This is a genomic window from Pseudomonadota bacterium (genome assembly GCA_013285445.1).
GTDB lineage: Bacteria > Pseudomonadota > Gammaproteobacteria > Xanthomonadales > Wenzhouxiangellaceae > Wenzhouxiangella.
In genome coordinates this window covers 1,501,192-1,524,533 of record CP053448.1, presented here as the reverse complement: position 1 = coordinate 1,524,533, position 23,342 = coordinate 1,501,192, and the positions used below count along the sequence as shown (strand labels likewise).

At 63.3% G+C, this 23,342-nt stretch carries 19 protein-coding genes and 1 tRNA gene; 4 read left to right on the top strand and 16 right to left on the bottom strand.

The genetic code is table 11. The features are described 5' to 3' along the window. Positions 1-54: 54 nt before the first annotated feature. From HND55_06940 to HND55_06910, 7 genes are all read right to left on the bottom strand, one after another. A tRNA-Leu gene (locus HND55_06940) sits at positions 55-139 on the bottom strand. 51 nt (positions 140-190) lie between these two features. Further along, complete coding sequence (locus HND55_06935; protein ID QKK02406.1) at positions 191-2,494, bottom strand: M3 family metallopeptidase; 2,304 nt, start codon at positions 2,492-2,494, stop codon at positions 191-193. A 47-nt stretch (positions 2,495-2,541) separates the two neighbouring features. Next, complete coding sequence (tadA, locus tag HND55_06930; GenBank protein ID QKK02405.1) at positions 2,542-3,000, bottom strand: tRNA adenosine(34) deaminase TadA; 459 nt, start codon at positions 2,998-3,000, stop codon at positions 2,542-2,544. 36 nt (positions 3,001-3,036) lie between these two features. Beyond that, positions 3,037-3,834, bottom strand: a complete 798-nt coding sequence (locus HND55_06925; protein QKK02404.1) for a hypothetical protein — start codon at positions 3,832-3,834, stop codon at positions 3,037-3,039. Continuing rightward, positions 3,831-5,744, bottom strand: a complete 1,914-nt coding sequence (locus HND55_06920) for a phosphodiesterase (GenBank protein ID QKK02403.1) — start codon at positions 5,742-5,744, stop codon at positions 3,831-3,833. The genes HND55_06925 and HND55_06920 overlap by 4 nt, the downstream gene beginning before the upstream one ends. Before the next feature lie 3 nt (positions 5,745-5,747). Then, a complete protein-coding gene (locus HND55_06915; GenBank protein ID QKK02402.1) occupies positions 5,748-6,014 on the bottom strand; it encodes a hypothetical protein in 267 nt (88 codons plus the stop codon). Between the two features lie 68 nt (positions 6,015-6,082). After that, a complete protein-coding gene (locus HND55_06910) occupies positions 6,083-7,672 on the bottom strand; it encodes a sulfatase (protein ID QKK02401.1) in 1,590 nt (529 codons plus the stop codon). Positions 7,673-7,979: 307 nt separating this feature from the next. Here HND55_06910 and HND55_06905 point away from each other — a divergent pair, with 307 nt between their 5' ends. The 3 genes from HND55_06905 to HND55_06895 are packed head-to-tail and all read left to right on the top strand — an operon-like array spanning position 7,980 to position 11,207. After that, a complete protein-coding gene (locus HND55_06905; protein ID QKK02400.1) occupies positions 7,980-8,999 on the top strand; it encodes a sulfotransferase in 1,020 nt (339 codons plus the stop codon). A 2-nt stretch (positions 9,000-9,001) separates the two neighbouring features. Further along, positions 9,002-9,787 carry a hypothetical protein gene (locus tag HND55_06900; GenBank protein ID QKK02399.1) on the top strand — a complete coding sequence of 262 codons (786 nt, stop codon included), beginning with the start codon at positions 9,002-9,004 and terminating at the stop codon, positions 9,785-9,787. A 25-nt stretch (positions 9,788-9,812) separates the two neighbouring features. Next, on the top strand, positions 9,813-11,207 hold the full coding sequence (locus HND55_06895) for a sulfatase (GenBank protein ID QKK02398.1): 1,395 nt from the start codon (positions 9,813-9,815) through the stop codon (positions 11,205-11,207). 4 nt (positions 11,208-11,211) lie between these two features. On the opposite strand, the gene guaA is transcribed toward HND55_06895, so the two are convergent. From guaA to HND55_06850, 9 genes are all read right to left on the bottom strand, one after another. Beyond that, positions 11,212-12,780 (bottom strand): glutamine-hydrolyzing GMP synthase, encoded by a 1,569-nt coding sequence (gene guaA / locus HND55_06890; GenBank protein ID QKK02397.1) that lies wholly within the window; start codon positions 12,778-12,780, stop codon positions 11,212-11,214. Continuing rightward, positions 12,781-13,008 (bottom strand): addiction module toxin, HicA family, encoded by a 228-nt coding sequence (locus HND55_06885; protein QKK02396.1) that lies wholly within the window; start codon positions 13,006-13,008, stop codon positions 12,781-12,783. Then, complete coding sequence (locus tag HND55_06880; protein ID QKK02395.1) at positions 13,005-13,208, bottom strand: type II toxin-antitoxin system HicB family antitoxin; 204 nt, start codon at positions 13,206-13,208, stop codon at positions 13,005-13,007. Before HND55_06880 ends, HND55_06885 begins: the two co-directional genes overlap by 4 nt. Then, positions 13,205-13,384, bottom strand: a complete 180-nt coding sequence (locus HND55_06875; GenBank protein QKK02394.1) for a hypothetical protein — start codon at positions 13,382-13,384, stop codon at positions 13,205-13,207. The genes HND55_06880 and HND55_06875 overlap by 4 nt, the downstream gene beginning before the upstream one ends. Before the next feature lie 137 nt (positions 13,385-13,521). Beyond that, entirely contained in the window at positions 13,522-14,979 is a 1,458-nt protein-coding gene (gene guaB, locus HND55_06870; GenBank protein ID QKK02393.1) for an IMP dehydrogenase, read from the bottom strand. A gap of 118 nt (positions 14,980-15,097) precedes the next feature. Continuing rightward, positions 15,098-17,464, bottom strand: coding sequence for a penicillin acylase family protein (locus HND55_06865; GenBank protein QKK02392.1), 2,367 nt, complete (start codon positions 17,462-17,464; stop codon positions 15,098-15,100). Between the two features lie 4 nt (positions 17,465-17,468). Next, positions 17,469-18,650, bottom strand: a complete 1,182-nt coding sequence (locus HND55_06860; GenBank protein ID QKK02391.1) for a DSD1 family PLP-dependent enzyme — start codon at positions 18,648-18,650, stop codon at positions 17,469-17,471. Positions 18,651-18,655: 5 nt separating this feature from the next. Next, positions 18,656-20,074, bottom strand: coding sequence for an aldehyde dehydrogenase family protein (locus HND55_06855; protein ID QKK02390.1), 1,419 nt, complete (start codon positions 20,072-20,074; stop codon positions 18,656-18,658). Continuing rightward, positions 20,028-20,735, bottom strand: a complete 708-nt coding sequence (locus HND55_06850) for a TetR family transcriptional regulator (GenBank protein QKK02389.1) — start codon at positions 20,733-20,735, stop codon at positions 20,028-20,030. The genes HND55_06855 and HND55_06850 overlap by 47 nt, the downstream gene beginning before the upstream one ends. 170 nt (positions 20,736-20,905) lie before the next feature. On the opposite strand from HND55_06850, the gene HND55_06845 reads away from it, so the two are divergent. Continuing rightward, complete coding sequence (locus tag HND55_06845) at positions 20,906-23,287, top strand: TonB-dependent receptor (GenBank protein ID QKK02388.1); 2,382 nt, start codon at positions 20,906-20,908, stop codon at positions 23,285-23,287. Positions 23,288-23,342 lie beyond the last annotated feature (55 nt).

Below are 23,342 nucleotides of genomic sequence, written 5' to 3'. Positions count from 1 at the left end.
CCCGTCACCAGGCAACGACAAATTGGATCAGCGTCAGATGATGCCTTGAGTGTCTGGTGCCGAGGAGAGGACTCGAACCTCCACGGGTTGCCCCACCAGGACCTAAACCTGGCGCGTCTACCAATTCCGCCACCTCGGCGCCGACCCGTATTGTAGCGGCCCCGGCACCCGGCCGGGGCCATACTGACAATCAGTCCTCCCCGTCGATCACCAGCCCGCGGCGTTCGAGCAGCGGTTCGATCGAGGGCTCGCGGCCGGCGAAGTCCATGTAGAGTTCCATGGCTTCCTTGCTGCCGCCCTTCGACAGGATGGTGTCGCGGTAGTGCTGGCCGGTTTCGCGGTCGAGGCCGCCGTTTTCCTTGATCCACAGCACGCTGTCGGCATCCAGCACTTCGCTCCAGATGTAGGAGTAGTAGCCGGCGTCGTAGCCGCCCATGGCGTGCGAGAAGTACGGCGTGCGGTAGCGCGGCGGCACCGGTTCGTAGTCCAGGCCGTGGTCGGCGAGCACCCGGGCCTCGAAGTCCATGACTTCGTCGGCGGTCGGCGTGTCTTCCGGCGCGAGCTGGTGCAGGGCCTGGTCGATGATGGCCGCGCCCAGGTACTCGGTGGTAGCAAAGCCTTCGTTGAACGTCTGCGCCTCGATCACCTTGTCGAGCAGCTCCTGCGGGATCTGTTCGCCGGTTTCATGATGCTTGGCGTAGTTGGCCAGCACTTCCGGCCAGGACGCCCACATTTCGTAGACCTGCGAGGGGTACTCGACGAAGTCGCGCGGCACGCTGGTGCCGGCAAAGGTCGGGTAATCGACATCCGAGAACAGGCCGTGGACGACGTGACCGAACTCGTGGAACATGGTGGTGGTCTCGTCCCAGGTCAGCAGGGTTGGCTCGCCTTCGGGCGGCTGGGGCACGTTCAGATGCATGCCGATGACCGGATGGCCGCCGAGCAGTTCGGATTCGAGCTGGTAGCTGTTCATCCAGGCGCCGCCGCGCTTGTTGCCGCGGGCGTAGAAATCCATGATGACGATGCCCAGCGGCGTGCCGTCGGCCTCGAACACTTCCCAGGCGGTGGCGGTCTCATGCTGGGTCGGCAGGTCGTCGCGCTTTTCGAAGGTGATGCCGAACAGCTTCTCGGCCGAGAAGAACACGCCGTCTTCGAGCACGGTGTTCATCTCGAAATACGGCTTGATCTGTTCCTCGTCGAAGGCGTAGCGGTCCTGGCGGACCTTTTCGGCGTAGTAGAACCAGTCCCAGGACTTGAGCTCGAACGGCTCGTCTTCGGTTTCGTTGATCATCTCCTGGATGTCCTGACCTTCCAGGCGGGCATTGGCCACGGCGATCGGCGCGAGCTTGCCGAGCATGCCGTTGACCGCTTCGACGGTCTGGGCGGTGCGGTCTTCGAGGATGTAGTCGGCGTGGGTGTCGTAGCCGAGCAGGCGGGCACGCTCGGCGCGCAGCTTGACGATGTCGGCGACCACGCCGGTGTTGTCGTACTCGTTGCCGCGGGCGCCGCGGGCCAGCGAGGCCTTCTTGATCTTCTCGCGGGCGGCGCGGTTTTCCATGCTCGCCAGCGGCGGCTGGATCGAGGTGTTGACCAGGGTGATGACGTAGCTGCCCTCTTCCAGGTCGCGGTCGGCGGCTTCCCGGGCGGCGGCCTCGATGCGGGCGTCGCTGAGGCCTTCGAGCGCTTCGCGGCTGTCAAACACGACCGCCGAGTCATTGACTTCCTTGAGCACGTTCTGGCTGAACTGCGTGGTCAACTCGGCCAGCTCGGCGTTCATCGCCTTGAGCGTTTCCTTGTCCTCGTCGCCCAGCTGCGCGCCGGCGCGCACGAAGTCCTTGTAGTAGTCCTCGACCAGGCGCAGGCCTTCGGCGCCCAGGTCCAGCTCGTCGCGCTGGTTGTAGACCGCCTTGATGCGGGCGAACAGCTCGGCGTTGAGGTTGATCGCGTCACTGTGGGCCGAGAACTTCGGCGCCATCTCGCGCTGGGTTTCCTGCAGCACATCGTCGGTGACGGTGCTGGTCAGGTTGGAGAACACGCGGCCGATGTACTGCAGCCGCTGGCCGGATCGCTCCAGCGCCAGGATGGTGTTGTCGAAGGTCGGCTCGGCGTCGTTGCCGGCGATCGCCTCGATTTCGGCCCTATGTGCTTCCATGGCGGCCTCGAAGGCCGGCAGGAAGTGCTCGGACTCGATCTTGTCGAACGGCGGCATGCCGTAGGGCAGTTCGCTGTCGGCCAGCAGGGGGTTGGCGGTTGATTCTTCGGCTTCCGATACCGCTTCGTCGGCGGCTTGCGCATCAGCTTCGACGGCAGCTTCCGGCGCCTCGGGCGCTTCGGGGGGCGGCGGTGCCTGCTCCGAGCAGGCGGCCAGCAGGCTGGCGGCGACCGCCAGCGTCAAAAGACTCAGTGATTTGTTCACGTCTTTCCTCGTTCTTGAGTTGAACAGAACCCGAAATGGTAGCACCGATGCCGGACACGGGCACGGTGACTGTGCCATGCCTCACGGGGAGATATTGGCTCATTGATTGGCTCCCCCATCCTCCCTCAACGCCGGCTGCGAAAAAAGTGGCGCAGCATCTCGGCCGAGTCTTCGGCCAGGATGCCGCCGGTGACCTCGCAGCGGTGATTGAGCACCGGGCTGGTCAGGACTTCGAAGACGGAATGATGTGCCCCCGCGCGCAGATCGTCAGCTGCGTAGACCACGCGCTTCACGCGGGCGTTAACCAGAGCGCCGGCGCACATGCTGCACGGCTCGAGGGTGACATACAGGGTGGTGTCGGGCAGGCGGTAGTTGTTCTCGCGTTCGGCGGCCTGGCGCAGGGCGATGATTTCGGCGTGCGCGGTCGGGTCGGCGTCGGTGAGGACGCGATTGAAGCCTTCTCCGAGTACTTGCCCTTCGACGTCGACCAGCAGCGCGCCGATTGGCACTTCGCCGGCCGCTTCGGCGCGCTCGGCCAGGACCAGGGCCTGGCGCATCCAGCGGATATCGGATTCAGAGGCCATCGGCAGTACTCCCGCCCGGGGGGCATCAAGCCCGGCTCAGTGTACCTTCCAGTAGAACTTGTAGCCGAGCGAGACGATGACGACGACGACCAGATATACGAACAGCCAGCTTCGCGCCCAGCCGGGACCGAAGGGCAGCATGTCGTGTGTCGGCAGGTCCATCCGAATGGATTCGACCGGATTGCCTGCCGCCAGGTAGCCGGCCGGATTGCCGATGAGCAGATTCCACCACTTGCGCTTGTGCAGGATCGGCGCAGGCTCATCCGGTGGCAAGGCAACCGCGGTCTGTCCGTCTGCGGTTGTCAGCCGGGCCGTCTGTTCAGGCCAGCCGATCCGCCAGCGCAGCGGCTCGTCGACGGCCGATGGCAGGTGCTTCGCCTCGGTGTCGTGCCAGCGCCAGTTGTCGGCGTCTCGTTCGACCTGGTCGCTGACGACTTCAACATTGACCGGGGCCCCGGTTTCGGGGAAGTAGGTACCGTATTCGTTCGAGGCCCACACCAGCACGAACAGCACCGGGATGCCGGCGACAATGGCGGGGCCGATGGCCAGGCCAATGTGCCGTCCGGAGAGCCGGAAATTCTCGCTGATCAGCGGGATCAGGCCGGAAAATTCGCCGTCGTAGCGCCTGAGCTTGTTCTGCACGACCTTGACCTGGGGTTTCAGCGCGGCCAGCTTGTCCTGGTTGGACACCGCGCGGTAGACCCACATCGTCGCCCAGCCCGACACGAAGGCCCAGAAGATCAGGGTCACGGGCAAGGGGAGCACGAACAGAAGCAACTCGTTGATCCAGCCAAAAACGATTCCGGGCCAGTCGAGAATGCCGAGACGACTCACGATTCATCCCCCCGGATCTGGCGTCGGGTCAGCTGCCACACGTCACGAATCGAGCTGACCTCGACCTCGGGCTGGAAGTTGGCGAACAGCACGCCCGGCACCAGTGCCGGATCAATGCAGTGATCCCCGCTCCATTTCTGGCGGTTGGGCTCCAACAGCGGCTTGGGAATGGCGCCCAGCGTGGTCTGCCAGGAGGCCCGGTAGCCGCGGTGATAGCCCACCACCAGGTCCGGCGCGTCGCCCCGTTCGGGCCCGCGATAGGCCTCCTCGCCGTCGAACACGCGACGCACGACCGGCTCGCCGGTCTCCTCGTCGACCCAATCGAGCAGTCCGGCAGTGATGTCTGCCTTCAGTGCCTCGATCTCACGGGCCTCGACAATGCCCTGCCCTTCGCGGCCGGCCAGGTTGAGAAACAGGCCGTTGAGGCCCAGCGCATAGGCGCGCGATTCGCTCCAGTCGACGCTGGAGAAGATCACGTCGGATTGTGTCGCGCCGTCCTCAAGCACCAGAAAGCCGTGATCGACCAGCCAGCGGTTGAGGTGCACGGCTGTACGAAACGGCGCGAAGCCGTGATCGGAGATAACGATCAGGCGGTCGTCCGGGCCAAGCCGGTCGATGGTCTCGCCGAGAATGCGGTCGGCCTCGCGGTAGATCCACTCGACCGCATCGCGATGCTCCGGCGCGGTGTCTTCATGGCGCGGGTGCTGCTCATCGAGGCCGCGGTAGAACATGTGGGTGACCCGGTCGGTCTGCACGAAAGCGCCGACCACCAGTTCGCTGTCGTTTTTCTCCAGCGTGTCATACCACATGGCCTCGCGCTCGGCCAGGATGGTTTTCTCCATCTCCAGCCAGGCAGTATCGGAGATGTGTTCTTCGTTGAGCGACCAGGTCTCTTCCGGCATGCCGATGGTGTGGAACAGGCCGATATTCCTGACCAGCTCGGCCGCGTAGCCGGCCGGCGAGGCCATTTCAACGGCCGGGTTCTCCGGATCGATCTGGATGGGCGAAACGTACAGGCGCGGCTGAGGATAGCCCTGGACCAGCAGCAAGCGCACGGTACCGGTGACCGTAACCGGGCCGGTCACGTCGAATTCGACCCGGATCCAGTCCGACCACTCGCCTTGATCCAGCTCAACCTCGTCGTCACCCAGCCGGATAACAGCACCGTTTTCGGCCGGCGCAAGAACCAGCGGCACGGTCATCACCTCGGCCGACTGCAGGAGCGGGTCAGGTGGGCCTTCGAACACCGTTTCGATGCGGCCATGCCGGTCGGGGCGCACGCGCACGGTGCGCGTGCTCGAGCCGGTATCGCCCAGGCGCGTCGTGGTGTAGTAGGTATAGGTGCCCTGGGTGCCCAGCAGGTCGGGCACGCCCATGCCCGAGAGCATGCGGTGGATATCGTCGGGCGGATAGGTGACGGGAATGCGCAGCACCGAGGCGCGCGCGCCCTCGTCTCGCTCGGCCTTGACCCAGAAGGCCTCGCCCTGGCGTCGATTGATCACCTCACCGCCACCCAGCGGCACCTGCAGTCCGAACAGTTTGATGAAGCGATCCGGCGGAATGTTCTCGGAAATCGAGAAGTTCGGCGTGTAGTTTTCCGGATCACGCCGGAGGAAATCGAAAATGCCGTGATCGCCGGGGCCCTTGCCGGTCGCGAAGCTCGACCAGGCCACCGGCGACTGCGGCGGATTGCTGGTTCCCAGCCCCTGAAAATGGCCTTCCTCGGCCAGGCGGCTGAAATGGGGCAGTTTGCCCTCGTCCATCCACTGGCGGGCCAGCACGGGGTCCATGCCGTCGAAGCCCAACACCACGACACGCGATTCGACCGGCTGGCTGTCACCGCCGCAGCTGATCAGCGCGAGGGCGATCAGCAGCGCCGCCAGGCACCGCACAGCATTACGCCTATTCATGGGTCAGTCAGATCGACCAGGGGCGTGTTCGGTTTCAGCCGGTTCGACGGCGTCGGTCGATTCAGCCGGGACCGCACGGCCGCGCTTGCGCCGCAGGCGCCGGAACATGTAGCGAATCGGCCAGATAAGCACCGCGCCAATGGCCAGCACGATCGCCACCAGCACCCCCCACAGGCCGCCCAGCAGGCTGATGCCCGAGCCGGGGCCGATGTAGGCCATGGCTGGGGCCGAAAGCAGCAGTCCGGAAGCCACAATTATGCGAAGAATCATCTTGAATCCGAAAATGCGAAAATCAATCGTCAATTATACATTCCAGAGACTGATCAAAAAAAACCGGATCAAAGTTCATTGCCCTCATCTTCGTCCGACTCCTCGATCTTCCCGGGCTGCTCCGCTTCACTGGACTCAACGCCCTGCAGATAGCCCACGCCCTTGAGACGCTCGACCACCTCATCGCTGAGGCTCGGCGGCAGATAATCCTGCGAGCTGAACCAGTCGAAATAATCGCCCAGTTCCGCGTCGAGCTCATCAGCCACGGCAACGGCCGCCCCAGGCAGCTGTTCCTTTTCAAGTGGGTCCTCGGACAGGTTGTAGAACTCGCGCACGTTGTCGGCTTCATGCCAGATCAGCTTGAAGCCCTCCGCGATTAAGGCCATCTGCTCTGGGCCGTAGGCGATACCGGAGGCGAACAAGCGGCGGTCACTGGAGCCGGGAAAGCGGCGCGAATCATCACTCCAGCTGAAAGCGACCGGCCGTACTTTTTCAACCAGGCCGGCAAACGACTCTCCCGGGTAATCGACCTGTTCAGGTGGCGATATGCCCATCCAGTCCAGAACGCTGGGCACGATATCGACCAGACTCACGGGCTTGGGCATGTCCAGGCCCTCGAGCATTGGGTGCCAAATCATCAGCGGCACATGAAGCTGTTCCTGGTAGAGGCTGTTGCCATGACCGAAGCCGTAGAATCCGCGGGGATCTACAGCGCGGGACTCGCCAATCTCGTAATGGTCGTGGAATTCCTCACCATGATCCGAATACAGTACGACCAGGGAATCGTCAAGCACGCCGCGGGCACGGAGCTCGTTGAGCAGATGCGCGATCGATTCACGCATGAAAAGCGTCGCAAGCGCGTAGCGCAGATAGCGGACACACATGGTGCCATCCGGATTCCTGCAGGCGGACGCTGGGGCAGTGGCCTCAAGCAGCGCGCGCTGTTGGGCACTCATGTTCGCGACATGTTCACGCGCCTCGGTCAGATTCAGGTGCGGGTCGTGGACATCCATGTAATGAAGGTAGAGAAAATACGGCCCGGCATCGGCCGCCAAATGCTCATCGAGCCATTCCAGACCCTGGTGTGTGACCGCTGCGGCGCCGCTTTTAAGGCGGAGTGTCTCGAATCCCCGCTCTAGGCCGTAATTGGCGTCAAACCAGGGGTGGGCGGAAACGGCCGTCGTGCGCAGGCCAACTGAACCCAGGATCTCGGCCAGTGTCGGCACGCCGGCATTGAGCGCCGAGGGGATCTCTTTGTCCAGGTTGGCAACCGCGGAATCGAAAAGTCCGGCGCCGTGCTGACTGGGATAGAGCCCGGTCAGGACGGTCGCGACCGACGGCACGGTCCAGGGGGCGGCCGAAACGCTGCGTGACAGCACCTGGCTGGACTGCGCCCACTCGGAGAACCTGTCGTACGAGCCGGTGCGCTCAGGGATCCACCAGGTATCCCAGCGCACGGTATCCACGGCGATCATGACCAGGTTGGACACAGCCGTCTGACCCGACAGAGTCCCCTGCCCAGACGCTCCCCGCGCATCGAGCGAACGGTCACTTTCGTCGGACCCTCCGCAGCCGGCCACGGCCAACAGGATGCCAGCAGTGGCGAGCACGGCGAGCCGTCCAGCCCTGGATTGACTGGCGTGCTGGAAGGAGATCATCAGGCTTGTTCCTCCATATACTTGTGTTCAGTCGACATTATCTTGAGTCAATCATATTTCAATCGCGAAGCCGACGATGGTATCTTGAAATGTTTACTGACATGTACACGGCGCGCTGCATCCGATGCGCTACTCTTTTCGTTGATTGTCTAATTCCTTTAGCGAATCAGTTACCTGGGACAAACGAATGAATGATGCCAGCCGCTCTAGTAACAGGCATGTGCCTACAGGATTGTACCTCCGAACCCGGTTTTTTTCGGCGAGCGCCCCTCTCTGGCTGAAGGCAAGCAGGCTGGAATCGGCGGTCTTGCGAGACGAGATTGAACAGCTGAAGATCGATCGGCCGATTTATGTTGCAGGCGTGCCGCGCGCCGGCACCACGATTGTCACCGAAATGCTGGCCCGGCATACCGATGTCACCAGTCACCGCTACAGTGACTTTCCCAATGTCTACACGCCCTATTGGCGCAACTGGCTGGCCGAACGCAGCCGCCGGCGGCCAGCCAAAGCGGTCGAACGGGCGCATCGAGACCGGATCATGATCAGCACCGAAAGTCCCGAGGCAGTCGAAGAAGTCATTTGGATGCATTATTTTGATCATCTGCACAACCCGTCAACTAATCAGGTGCTGGGTCCCGGCACGACCAACCCGGGCTTCGAGCACTACTATCGCGACCATATCCGCAAGCTGTTGCTGGTGCGCGGACGAACCCGCTACCTGGCCAAGGGCAACTACAACGCCACGCGCCTTGGCTACATTCGTCAACTTTTTCCGGACGCCCGTTTCATCGTACCAGTGCGCCACCCGGTCAACCAGGTCGCCTCGTTGGTCAAACAGGACCGGCTGTTTGAGCGAGCGAACACGGAGGATTCGAGGGTCGAGCGGCAACTTGGTCTGTCGGGCCACTTCGAGTTTGGCCCCGGTCGCCAACCGGTATGCATCGGAGACGGGAAGCACGCCCGGATGATCAACGAGCACTGGCAAGCAAGCCGCCGTGTCGCGGGCTGGGCGCTTTACTGGCACTCGATCTACAGCCATGTTCTGGATACCCTGGAGCAGGATTCGGAACTGGCATCCGCGGTGTTCCTGCTGCGCTACGAAGACCTCTGTCGCGAGCCTGCGCCCGTCCTGAGCCGCCTGTTCGAACATGCCAGGCTCGATGCGGCAGGCGCTGACCCCTTGGTGGCAGAATACGCCGATCGCATCAGCGAGCCCGACTACTATCGGGCTGATTTCTCCGCCGCGGAATTAAAGCAGATCAGCGAAATCTGCCATCTTACCGCAGGCCGGCTTGGCTATAATCTGGAGCCGGAAACGGATCAATAGACATGCCTGAAGCGACGACCAAAATCAACGCCGGACCATCGAGCTACACAGCGCTGCTGGCCAGGGCGGCCGAATGGAGGAAATGCCTGGATGCCGCCAAGTCCGAGCCGCCAGCCCCCCAGCGCACATGGTATGCCTACGATATCCTTGCCAACCTCTGGCATATCGAGAACCTCATGCAACAACTTCCGGCGGAAACCTTCGAATTGTTCAACGCGGGCCATGTCGCCGATATCGGGGCAGCCGACGGCGACCTTTCATACTTTCTTGAAGACATGGGCCTATCCGTCGACCTGCTCGACTGGCCAAAGACCAACTGGAACGGACTGGAAGGTGCCCGGACTCTGGGCAAGCGGCTGGGTTCGAAGCACGTCTCCATCCACGAAGTGGATCTTGACGCCCAGTTCAGCCTGCCTTCACCACGCTATGAACTGGTGTTCTTCCTTGGCATCCTCTACCATCTGAAGAACCCGTTTTATATTCTTGAAACATTGGCAAAGCACTGCCGCTTCTGCTTCCTGAGCACGCGGATTGCTCGCCGTTCGTCGGATCGCCGAATCGATCTGGAGTCTATCCCTGTGGCTTACCTGCTCGACCCCAGTGAGTGCAACAACGATACGACCAACTACTGGATTTTCTCCGCGCCGGGCCTGATCCGCCTGGCCGAGCGCAGCGGCTGGGACGTTCGCGCAACCTATCGAGTCGGCGACACCGACGACTCCGATCCAAGCTCGACCGATCACGACGAGCGCATGTTTCTGGCCCTGGAGAGCCGGGGCCGATGCTGACCAATCAGTCATGGAGACTGTCTCGATGAAGCAAGCCAAGACCCGCTGTCGAGTCCTGTTGCTCGCTGTGGTGGCCTTCAGCGTCACGATCTCGGGCTGCAGCACGGGCGACATTGAGCGGCCGAATATCGTCTTGATTACAATCGACACATTGCGTGCTGATCGGCTCGGCGCGTATGGCTACGACCGGAATCTCACGCCCAATCTTGATCAATTGGCCTCTGGCAGCGTGGTTTTCGAGCGCGCAGTATCGACCGCGGGAACCACATGGCCGGCGCATGCATCCATGCTGACAGGCCTCTATCCGCGCTATCACGGGCTGCGCCGCAATGGCTTGGAGCTGGCCGATGACGTTCCTCTGGTCACTGAATTGCTGGCGGAATCGGGCTACTCGACCGGGTCTTTCGTCAGTTTCAGGGCCATGCACTTTCGCGGCCGGCTCGACCGTGGATTTCAGGTGGCAAGCGACCGCAACATGATCGCCGACGACGAAGCCCCCATTAGAAGTGGAGACGAGACCATCTCCATGACCATCGACTGGCTGCAGGGACAGTCCGCAGCAGATTCCCCGATCTTTCTCTGGGTTCATCTGTTCGAGCCACATGGACCGTACGACCTGACGGACTATTCCCGGCAATGGATTGAAGAAACCGGCTACGACGGGTTCCTGGCCGACGGGGCCAGCAATGACGAGCTGCACAACCGAATCCAGGATATCGTTTCATCACCTGAAAACGTCGCTGCAATGAACGCGCTCTACGACGGGGAAATCAAGCTTGCCGATTCGCTGGTCGGGCGGGTGCTGGATCAGCTCGAGGCCGACGATCGCCTGGAAAACTCCATCGTGATCGTGGCCTCGGACCACGGCCAGGGCCTGGGTGAGAACGGCAACATGGGCCACGGTGCAACCCTGCGTGAAGACGTGATTCATATCCCGCTGATCATTCGCGATTTTCGTGCGCAAGGCGGCCACCGGGTCAGCGAAACGGTCAGCGCGGTCGATTTTGCCCCAACCATTGCCGAGGCTGCCCTGGGACTCAACTTGCCGGGCGTCCAGGGCCGCTCCCTGTTGCCTTATTTGAAAAGCGCGGCCGATGAAACCGAGGAACGCGAAGTGTTCGCGGAAGTTGAACTCAGACCCGACCTGGACGAAGCACCGAAGTGGTACGACGCCGACGCAACCGCGCTGTATGCCGACGATCTGAAATTTGTCATGCAGCACGGCGAAACCGAGGTCTTCGATCCCGGCCGCCGGCCGTCTGCTGAGACCCGGCTGGAGTCGCCGGGGGTCAACCAGGCGTTCATCGCCTACCTGAAGTCACAGCGAACCGATTTTCTGGCAGGCGAGATCAAGCCCAAGGAAGTCGAGCTGACCGACAGGGAAATCGAGGTGCTGAAATCGCTGGGTTACATCCAGTAGCCCATCACTCCCACTCGATCGTCGCCGGCGGCTTGCCGGAGATATCGTAGACCACGCGGGACACACCGTCGCATTCATTGATGATGCGGCGCGAGACGTGGTCGAGGAAGTCGTGGTCGAGGTAAGCCCAGCGGGCGGTCATGAAGTCGATGGTCTCGACCGCGCGGAGCGCGATGACGTACTCGTAGCGGCGGGCGTCGCCGACCACGCCGACCGACTTGACCGGCAGGAACACGGCGAAGGCCTGGCTGACCTGATCGTAGAGGCCGGCGGAGCGTAGTTCCGAGATAAAGATATGGTCGGCCTTCTGCAGCGGCTCGACGTATTCCGGTTTGACCTCGCCGAGGATGCGTACGCCCAGCCCAGGCCCCGGGAAGGGATGGCGCATGACCAGCGACTTGGGCAGGCCCAGCTCGATACCGATCTTGCGCACCTCATCCTTGAACAATTCGCGCAGCGGCTCGACCAGCTTCAGGTGCATGTCCTCAGGTAAACCACCGACGTTGTGGTGCGACTTGATTACTTTGGCCTTGCCGGTCCTGGCACCCGCCGATTCGATCACGTCGGGGTAGATCGTGCCCTGCGCCAGCCAGCCGGCCTCTTTGTGGCCCTTGGCGGCGGCGTTAAAGACCTTGATGAACTCGCCGCCGATGATCTTGCGCTTTTCTTCCGGGTCGGACACGCCGGCCAGCGCATCCATGAACTGATCCCGGGCGTCGACGCGCTCGACGCGCACGCCCAGGTGCTCGGCGAAGATGGCCATGACCTCGTCGCCTTCGGCGTAGCGCAGCAGGCCGGTGTCGACGAAGATGCACAGCAACTGATCGCCGATGGCCTGGTGCAGCAGCGCGGCGACCACCGACGAATCCACACCGCCGGACAGGCCCAGCAGCACGGTGTCGTCGCCGACCTGCTCGCGCACGCGCTCGATCTGGTCGTCGATGATCGCCTCGGTGGTCCAGGTGGCCTCGCAGCCGCAGATGTCGAGCACGAAGCGCTCGAGGATGCGCCGGCCCTGGCTGGTGTGGGTCACTTCCGGGTGGAACTGCAGGCCGTAGAGGCGCTGGTCCTCATGGGCCATGCCGGCGATCGGCGCCGACGGGGTGGTGCAGCTGGTCACGAAGCCCTCGGGCAGGCCGCTGACCTTGTCGCCGTGACTCATCCAGACCTCGAGCAGGCCCTGGCCGTCTTCGACGCGATCCTCGATGCCCTCGAACAGCCGGCCGGGATTGGCCAGCGCGACCTCGGCGTAGCCGAACTCCTTCTCGTCGGAAGGACTGACCGCGCCGCCGAAGTGCGTCGCCATGGCCTGCATGCCGTAGCAGATGCCGAGCACCGGCACGCCCAGCTCGAACACCAGCGGCGGAATGCGCGGACTGTCGTCGAAAGCCACCGACTCCGGCCCGCCGGAGAGGATGATCCCGCTGGCGCCGAAATCGCGAATCACGGCGTCGCCGACGTCGAAGGGCATGATCTCGGAAAACACCCCGATCTCGCGCACCCGCCGGGCGATCAGCTGCGTGTACTGCGAGCCGAAGTCGAGAATCAGGATGCGGTGAGAGTGAATGTCCATTTAAAGGAGTGCCTTGAGCTCCTCGACCGTCAATCGAGCCTGCTTGAGAATATGAGACAACGTGGATCGCTTGACCGGATGGTGCGCCGGAACCGTCAGTTTAAGAACTTCTGATCGGGTGTGTTTCTGGAGACGAATATGACTTCCCCGCTGGCGAACAACAATCCATCCGTCCCGCTTGAGTGCCGCGACAATCTTGTAACCCGGGAGGCTCGGAACCTTGCTCATAGCGCAAGTTCTTCAACCTCTGTGCCTGGCTCGATAAGGAAATCATCCTCGACTGGCTCAAGATAAAGCTCGATAGCTTCGCGAATGTTGGCCAAGGCTTCCTCACGGCTATCGCCTTCGCTGATACAACCTGGCAACGAAGGAACGTAGACGGTATACCCACCCTCTTCACTAGGCTGCAATACCACCCTTAATTTCATGATACTTCTCCTTTCGCCTCGGCAGCCATGTCGTCCAGCCGGCCAGCTTCGACACCAGCCCGAATCTGGCGATCCCAGCAACCTTCATCGTATTCGAGATACCACGCTCTGAATTCGGCCAGTTCGGACGAAGTGAGCTTCTTCTCCTCTTCTTCAAGCAGCGTCACCTTGCTCATCCCGGCGCCTCCATATTCCGTCACACTGAAACCGATTGCGTAGAGCTGATCGTAAACCGCATCCGTCGGGGATGTTACCCCGACCTACGCCCATCCATCGCGAAAACCGGAATCCGGAACCCGTTAACCGTAAACCGCTAACCGAGCTTGTAATTCGGCGCTTCCTTGGTAATCGAAACGTCGTGGGCATGGGATTCGCGCACCCCGGCCACCGAAATCCGGACGAACCGCGGCCGACTGCGCATCTCGTCGATGCTGACACAGCCCACATACCCCATGGCCGAGCGCAATCCACCCATGAGCTGGTGAATCACGCCCGAAAGCGGCCCCTTGTAGGGCACGCGCCCCTCGATGCCCTCCGGCACCAGCTTGTCGGCCTCGGTCTCTGCCTGGAAGTAGCGATCCTTGGAGCCCTTCTCCATGGCGCCCAGCGAGCCCATGCCGCGATAGCTCTTGTAGGAACGGCCCTGATACAGCTCGACCTCGCCCGGCGCTTCCTCGGTGCCTGCAAACAGGCTGCCGATCATGACCACCGAGGCGCCGGCGGCCACGGCCTTGGCCACGTCACCGGAAAACCGCACCCCACCGTCGGCAATGACCGGCACATCGTGCTTGCGCAGCGCCTCGGCGGCCGCCGCCACGGCACTGACCTGTGGCACGCCCACCCCGGCGACCACGCGCGTGGTGCAGATCGATCCGGGCCCCTGCCCGATCTTCACCGCATCGGCACCGGCCTCGACCAGTGCCCGAGCACCGTCCGATGTCGATACATTGCCGCCGATTACCTGCACCTGCGGAAAATGATGCTTGACCCAGCGAATGCGCTCGAGCACGCCAGCCGAATGGCCGTGCGCGGTGTCGACCACGACGATGTCGGTACCCGCCTCGACCAGTGCGGTAATGCGTTCCTCGGTATCGCCACCGGTACCGACGGCAGCAGCGACCAGCAAGCGTTCGGCGCTATCCTTGGCGGCATTGGGAAAATCGCGCGACTTCTGGATATCCTTGACGGTGATCAGCCCGCGCAGCTGAAAGCGGTTGTTGACGACCAGCACTTTCTCGATGCGGTGCCGGTGGAGCAGTTCGAGCACCTCATCCTGGCTGGCACCCTCCCGCACGGTGACCAGTTTTTCCTTGCGCGTCATGATGTTGCGCACCGGATCGTCAAGCTTTTTCTCAAACCGCATATCGCGGCTCGTGACGATGCCGACCAGCTCGTCGTCATCGACGACCGGCACGCCGGAGATGTTGTGACGACGGGTCAGTTCCAGTACTTCCCGGATGGTGGTGAAAGGGCTGACCGTAAAGGGATCCTTGATCACCCCGGCCTCGTACTTCTTGACCACCCGAACCTGCCTGGCCTGCCGCTCGATCGGCATGTTCTTGTGAATCACGCCGACGCCACCGGCCTGTGCCATGGCGATCGCCAGTCGCGCTTCGGTCACGGTGTCCATGGCCGCCGAGGCCAGCGGGATATTGAGCCGCAACTCGCGGCTGATGCGCGTAGACAGCTCGACATCCCGCGGCAGCACCTCGGAGTAATCCGGCACCAGGGACACATCGTCAAAGGTCAGTGCTTCGTCGATCAGGCGCATGGATACACTCCCGCAGGTAAATCCCGCTATTTTACACCCGACGCCCGGGGCATTGAACGATTGTGCCGCAACAATCCCCGGTCTGGCCCGGTCGAGTTGAATCGCGGTGCAATACCGCTTACTCAGGACGAAGCCACAGCTCACTGCCCGTCACCGTCTCGGGCGAGGGATAAAGATCGAAAGTCCGGCCGGCCAGCCAGGCGGGGAGTTGATCGTCGTAGTGATGGCTGAGCGGATGCCCTGACTGCCCGCCGGGCATGACCGCACGCCCTCGTGGGGGCTCGCCCATCTCCAGTACGACTCGTACCGTGGCTGCCTGGCTGACGGCGAACGGCTGCCGGTAGCGAAAGCCGGCGCGGCCCACCGTGGCGTGTCCGCCGCCAAGGGCAAACGGGCCCCGATTGAACAGCGGCGCCAGCACCGGCGCAGCCTCGGTCAGCGCGTGCTCGAGCGTCAGCGACTGGCGCCGATCCAGCCGCCAGTCGGCGGGCCCACCGCCCAGCTGCGCTTCCAGTCCAGCCACGGCATCAGCCAGTGCCCGGGCCGCCAGCGCCGGCGCATCACCCTGCCACCAGAGTGATGTCCAGTCTTCAAGCAATCGGTCGACGGCATGGTTGATCAGGTAGTTGTGCGCGAGCAGTTCCTGATAGAGCGTGTCGCCCAGAACCGGCCTGAACAGGCGCTCGACCAGCGCCAGGTACCAGCTCTCGAAGACCACGGCGGCGACCGAATCGGCCCGGTTGACCGGCGCTTCCAGCCAGGCCTCGATCTGCCTGCGCACCACCTCGATCCGGCGGTCACCGCTGATCGACCCGTTTGCATCGAGCAGCGACAGCAGACGCGGCCCGTCGCGTTCGGCCTGCACGTTGTAGTGGTCGTTTTGCAGCGCCACCATGCTGTCGAGATCGTGCCGATGGCTGGCGCCGAGAACGCGGGTGATCCGGCGCATTCGCCAGCCCGGTGCGTTGTCGTTGGATACCAGAAAGGGCCAGCGCTCGTCATGCACCCGGGCGTTGGCGGCGGCAGCAAAACCCTCGGGCGGATCGTTGCGCTGCGGCATCTCGGCTGCCGGCACATGACCGTCCCAGATATCGGCACCATCATCCGCGACCGGCAGTAGCCCCGTTCCGCGCCGGCGGATCGGCAGGCGGCCAATGGTGCGAAAACCGATATGGCCATCCCGGTCGGCCCAGGTGATATTGGCCGCCGGCGCGGGAAACGCCGCCAGCGCGTCTTGGAATTCGCTTGTCTGTTCTGCCAGGTTGATTCCCAGCAACGCATCCAGCCCGGCACCGTCCAAGTCCTGCGCAACCCAGCGCAGGGCCAGCGGCGGGTGGTCGCTGATCACCGGGCCGTTCGGGGTCACCCAGCGCGTCGCGGTGACGGGGTCACCGTCGGCTACGGCGAACTGCCGCTGTTCGGCCACCGCCTGATAACCGCCCCGGCCATCTTCGAACCGCCCTTCCGCGCCTGGCATCGGCACCAGCGATACAAGATCCTGCGTGTCGCCGATATTGGTAAAACCCCAGGCACGGTGCTCGTTGAAACCGTTGATGACCCCCGGCAGGCCGGGCACGGACCAGCCGCGCACCGAGCGGTCATTGGCGAAAAACAAGTGCACTTCATAGAACAGGTTCGGCAAGCTGAGCGCATCGTGGGAATCAAAGGCAAACAGCGCATGACCATCCGCGGCCCGCTGCGGCGCCACCACCCAGCCATTGCTGCCAAAGCGGATCGACGCACCCGGCGGGCGGGCTTTCGGCGCCGCCGCGCGGGCGAACGCCGCCACCGATATCAGCGCGTCTTCAGGCTGCCAGGGATACGGAAAATCGGGGTCCGGCTCATGCTCGGTCAGAAACGGCGCCATATGCACGGCATCCAGGCGCGCGGCCAGCGCATGGCGAAGCATCTCGCGCTGGTGATTGCCGGCTGAATCGAACGCCATGATCGCGCCGAGCGCAAAACTGTCGGCCGGTCGCCACGGTTCAGGGACGACGCCGGCCAACAGGTACTCCGGCGGACGGCGCTTCAGGCTGTCCATGCCGGCATTGACGCCGGCGGTGTAGGCAACGACCCAGTTGACGACCTGGCGGCTGCTGCCGGAAGCCAGACGCTCGGCAAACGCCGGCACACCGGCGCGCCACAGCGCGATATCGCTATCCAGCAGGTCGGGACCCAGCAGCTCGGCCAGGCGCGCCGAACCGGCCCGCCGAAGCAGATCCATCTGCCACAGCCGCTCGCGCGCGTGCAGAAACCCCTGGGTGAACAGAGCGTCCCGCACGCTGGCTGCCCGCACATAGGGACGCGCCTGCGCATCGAACACGATGCGGGCCGGAGCATCCAGACCGGCCACGACCTGCTCGCCGTGATACACCGGGCGCGAGCCGGCCAGCAGCCAGCAGGCCAGCAGCACGACAATCACCGGCAAGGCCAGTAACACGGCTGCCAGCATCCACCACCCGCGCCGAATGGATCGCCTCGCCATCGACTCAGGCCGCGCCCGAATCGGTTAGGTGACCACCGCCCAGCGTAGACCAGCGCGAAACCACCTGCTCACCGTCTACCAGCACGACCTCGCCCGGCCACAGCATCACCTGCTCGCTTTGCAGCGGGCGGAAAAACACGAAGTCATCGACGGCGACGGATGATCGGCGCGGCACGCTCAGAAACTGCTGGTTGAAGCTCGGGCCGTACAGCGCACTGTCGCGCAGTCCCTGCGGCCAGCACGGTCGCGCCGGCCAGCGGCCGCCGTAGATGAACAGGGTGTCGCGCCGGCTCAGCCGTGACAGCGCTTCCAGAAACGGAATACGCACCCCCCGCAGCCGCTTGAGCACCGGCGCCGCCAGCCAGGCGGCGGGCCTGAATCCGGACAGCTGCGGCAGGTCGAACTCCGCCGGCTTGAGGACAATCGAGCCCACGGCCAGCTCGGTCAGCGGTGAGTCGCTGGTGTGGTATACGCAGGTCGGACTTCCCGCGCCGTTGATCAGCGGATCGGCCGGAACCAGGCCCGGATGGGACGCTTGCGCCGCGCTGACGAGCTTCAGGCAATGTTGGTTGGCCTGTGCCAACGCGCGCCGGCGTGAACACCACGGCGCACCCTTTCCGGCGTGCGCATCATAGGCCATGAACCCGTCGAGCCGCAGTACACCGACCTCGGCAGCAACGGCATCGAGCAGGGTCCTCAGCGGCCCGACGGCGTCGATCCCGCCGCGATGCATGCCGACATCCAGCTCGATGACAACATGAGCCTCGATATCATGCTGCCGCGCCATGGCGGCGTGCATGCGCGCGCGATCCGGCGTATCGATCAACCAGCGGGGGCGGCACATGGCATCAGGCCGCGCGCTTGTCGCCAGCGCCTGATAGAAAGCGCCGACCGCAGCGGCCGGCAGCGGCTTGCCCAGCATGATATCGGCCTGCGGCCAGCGCTCGATCGCGTCGATGAGAAACGGCAGATGAAACAGCATCAGCCGCTGCGTATCCAGCGCCGCCATCAGCCGCTCGAGCAGTGCCGGGCACGGCAGTGACTTGACGACCAGCCGCAAACGCGCGCCGCGGGCCAGCTGGCCGAGCCGTTCGACATTGGCGTCCAGTCGGCTGCGGTCAATGACAAACAGCGGCCATCCCAGACCGTGCGCGCACAGCGCCTGCGAGCACGCGGCAAAATCCACCGGGCTCAGCTCACCAGCTTGAGCAGGCGCATCTTCAGCGCGCTGTAGGGCGGAAAGCGGATGGTCACTTCCGGAAACCGGCTGCGCTTCATCACGGCCTTGAGATGCGAGAAGCGCTCGAAACCGGCCCGACCGTGATACTGGCCCATGCCGCTCATGCCAACACCCCCGAACGGCAGGTCGGGAACCGACATGAACATCAGCGTATCGTTGATGCACAGATTGCCGGTCGATACCTGATCGGCGAAGCGCCGTTCGCTCTCGCGCGAGCGGGTGAACAGATAAGCGGCCAGTGGCTTGTCGCGCTGTCCAATGAAGGCGATGGCCTCGTCCAGACCGCTGATCTTGAGAACCGGCAGTACAGGGCCGAAAATCTCCTCGCTCATGACCGGCGCGTCGACATCAACCCCGGTCAATACGGTCGGCTCGATCCGGCAGCCGGCCTCGTCAATGCGCCCGCCGATGGCGATCCGGCCATTGTCCAGATACCCGCACAGACGGTCGAAGTGGCGCCGGTTGATGATCTTGCAATAGTCGGCGCTGCTCAGGCGGTCGCTGCCATACATGGCATCCAGCTCTTGGTCGATGGCGGCAATCAGCTTGTCGTGGTCATCCGGCGTGACCAGCACGTAGTCCGGCGCAATGCAGGTTTGTCCGGCATTGAGACACTTACCCCAGATCAGCCGGCGGGCGGCTGATTCAAGGTCGGCCCCCTGATCGATCACGCAGGGACTCTTGCCGCCCAGCTCCAGTGTCACTGGCGTGAGATGCTCGGCGGCGGCACGCATGACGATGCGGCCCACGGCCGCGCCGCCGGTGTAGAGAATGTGATCAAAGCGCTGCTTGAGCAGCGCGGTTGTCTCCTCGACCGCGCCTTCGACCACCTGGACGGCGCGACGGTCGAGGTATCGTGGCAGCAATTCGGCCATCAGTTCGGAGCATGCAGCCGCGATCTCGGACGGCTTGAGCACCACGCAGTTGCCGGCTGCCAGCGCCGGAATCAGCGGGCTCAGGATCAGCTGCACCGGGTAGTTCCACGCACCCATGATCAATACCACACCCAGCGGTTCAGCCTGAACCCAGCTTCGGCCGGGCTGGCCGACCATCGGTGTATGGACCCGTCGGGGTCGCGTCCAGCGCTTGAGCCGCCGCCTGGCATGGCGTACCTCGCTGTAAATCAGCGCCGTCTCTCCCAGCAGCACCTCCTGGGGCGGCTTTCCCAGATCAGCGGCCAGCGCCTCGGCAATACGCGTCTCGTTCTCATCGAGCATGCGCGCGATCGCCGCCAGCTGCTCGTCTCGCCAGTTCAGGGATCGGGTCACGTCGCTGTCAAACGTGGCCCGCAGTTCCTCCATCATGGCCGGGTACTGGCCTGGGTCAATGCTCATGGTCGTCATCCTGTGCGTGAGGGTCGAAGGGCTCATTGAGACCCATGATCCAGCCAATCACCCGACCCAGCATGGCCTCCATCCTGTGCCGGTCGATCGCATCCGGGGGCTCGAGCAGTGCATTATGTTCGATCTTGAGGATCGTGCCCGTGAGTATTTCGGCATCGAGCTCCGGGCTGGTCCGATTGAACAGCGCGGCAAACTCCGTCATGGCCGCCAGAACAGGCTGGCGCGAGGTGCCGTAGAGCGCGCGCAGCCGCTGGTCGTTGAGCGCTTCGAAGTAGAAGTGATGCTCGACCGCCAGACCGGCGCGATGGGTGTGCATCTTCTCAAGCAGGTAGTCCACGCCGATCCGCGTCAATCGTTGCCGGATGCGCTCGCGGACCGCCTTCCGGCGCCGCTGTGCGGCACTGTAGCGATGAACCAGGGCAAACACCTCGTTCCAGGTCTGCTCCACGCGCGGCTTCTCGCGTTCGACGAAATCATTGAAGGCGCTCGAGACCAGATCGAAGATGTCGCTGAAGTAGTACGTGGTCAACGACAGATTGACTCCGGCCCTGGCAGCCACGGCACGGTGCGTCACGGCCCGCACGCCGCCCTCGGCGATCACTTCCAGCGTGGCGTCCAGTATTGCCTGCCGGGTCCGTTCGCCACGTCCCCGGCGCGGGCGCCTGGCCGATTTAGCAAGGCTCGTCATTGCTTGGTTTCCATATCGAAGAAAATTGTACACTCATGCAAAATATATTGCACATACGTGCAATTTATGTCATCTTTCCTGATGCCGGATGGCGACCCAGCAATCGCCGCCGCAACCACACAACGCTTTCGAGGGTAGCCAAAATGCTCGCTAACTGTCCAACCATCCGCATGCTCTGCCTGCTTGCCTGCAGCGCAGTGAGCCTGAGTGTCGCGGCGCAGGAAGACGACCGCGAAGACACCGCCGAACTGGCCGACATCGAAGTCACCGCGCAGAAACGGCCCCAGTCAGCCCAGGATGTCCCGATCAGCATCACCGCGTTCAGCGAGCGCGAGCTGGATCGCCTCGGCATCGACGAGTTTCTCGACTATGCCACACGCTCGCCCAACCTGGGCTTTGCCCAGCAGGGCAACCGCGCATTCACCAAGATCGGCATCCGTGGCGTGACCAATGTCGGCGGTCGCGCCAATGCCGTCGGCATCTATCTCGATGAATTCAACATCGCACCGAATATCCTGGTCGCCGGCTGGTCACGTACGCTCGATACGCCGCTCTACGACATTGCCCGAATTGAAGTCCTGCGCGGCCCGCAGGGCACCTATTTCGGGCGCAACACGCTCGGTGGTGCCATCAACATCACCACCGTCAAGCCCGATCCTCTGATGCGCTTCGGGCAGATTCGGGGGCAGATCGACGAGCACGGAACCTGGCTTGCCCGCATTTCCGGCAACCTGCCGACTTCAGCGCAGTCGGCGCTGCGCTTTACCGGCTACTACCGTGACGCCGGTGACTGGCTGGACAACCGCTCGACCGGCGGCACCAACGACGGCCGTGACCAGGGCGGACGGGCTGCTTTCCGTTACGATTCCGGCGCGACCTCGATCGACCTGGCGCTGTCGCGCACCGAGGAGCGCCAGAACCAGCTCGAGTTCGTCCCGACCGGCGTATTGGCGCCGATCCCGCAGCAGCTCGTGGGTGTGGTCGAAAACTTCCATCTGCTGTTCGCCCCCTTCGGCACACCACCGATCGACACCAGCCGGTTTCCGCAATGGCCATTGCCGGCCACGCGGGCACCCCTGTGGCCGGATAACTTCGACACCATCGACAACGACACCCCGCGCCGCTCCGACAGTGAAACGGACATGTTCATCGGCAACGTCGGCCACCGTTTCGCCAACGGCATCGAGCTGACATCGGTCACCGGTATCCTGAACAACACCTTCAGCCAGTCGGGAGATGGCGATGCGTCGCCCTACCCGGCCTTCCGGGTCGATCGGGACAGTGACTCGGAGGGCTGGAGCCAGGAGCTGCGCCTGAGCTCGTTCGGTCGTGGCCGCCTGGACTGGACGATTGGCGCGCTGTATGCCGAAGACGAGATCACCGAAACCGATCTGTCGGCGCACCTGGCCACTGACCCCTACCTGCCGGCCTGGGGTGCCCTGCTGTTCGCGCTGGCGGTCGAGGGCGGCGAGGTCGATCTGAGCGACCCGGAGATCCAGTTCGCGCTCGCCAACGGACTGATCCCCGACATTTTCGCGCCGCTGACGGTCGCCAACTTCGAGGACGTCGACCGCGGCATCGATACCGACAGCATGGCCGTATTCGGTGATTTGACCTACGCGATCACTGACACCGTCGATCTCTCGCTCGGCCTGCGCTGGACCCACGATGACGTCACGTTCAGTGAAGTGACACGGCCAACCGTGACCATTCCGGTCGGAAGCGACGTGACCAGCGAAAGTTTTTCGAACCTGTCGCCCCGGCTTGCCCTGAACTGGCGTCCCAACGACCGCATCGCCACCTATTTCACCGCCTCGCGCGGCTACAAGGTCGGCGGCATCAATTCGGATGTCACGCTGACCGACGACGGCGCGGTCGAGAAAATCTACGATGAGGAAACGGCCTGGAACTACGAGATCGGGTTCAAGGGCGTGCTGGCCGACAATCGCGTCCAGCTCAACGCCGCACTGTTCTACATTGACTGGGACGATATTCAGGTTCGCGGCCAGGACGTGCTGACTCAGCGCCAGTTCGTGCAGAACGCGACCACCGCCACCAGCAAGGGTGGCGAGCTCGAACTGCTTGTGCGCGTGGCCAAACCGGTGACCTGGAACCTGGCCTACGGCTACACCGACGCCAGCTTCGGGCGTTTTCCCAATGCCATCCCCATCGATCAGATCGGTGCCGACGTTGTCGATGCCAGCGGCAACACGCTGCCCTTTGCGCCCCAAAACACCCTGACCAGCGGCATTGAATATCGCTTCACGGGTTTTGGCAACAGCGATGGCTGGCTGCGTCTCGACTACCGTTACGTCGATGACCAGCAGACCGAGGCGACCAATGACCCTAACCGGCATTTGCCGGCATTCGACCTGTTCAATGCCCGCATCGGTTTTGAAAGCGAGCGCTACAGCGTGGCGTTGTTCGTCAACAACCTGTTTGACGAGCAGTATGTCGTTGGCACGCAGAACCTCGAAACGTATTATTCGGGTCTCCAGCTTGCCGTCGGTCAGCCGCGCACCTTCGGCACGGTATTCAGCTTTTTCTTCTGATCGAAGGCTGACACCACGCTGCGGTGAAACGGGGCCGCCCGGCGGCCCCTTTCCT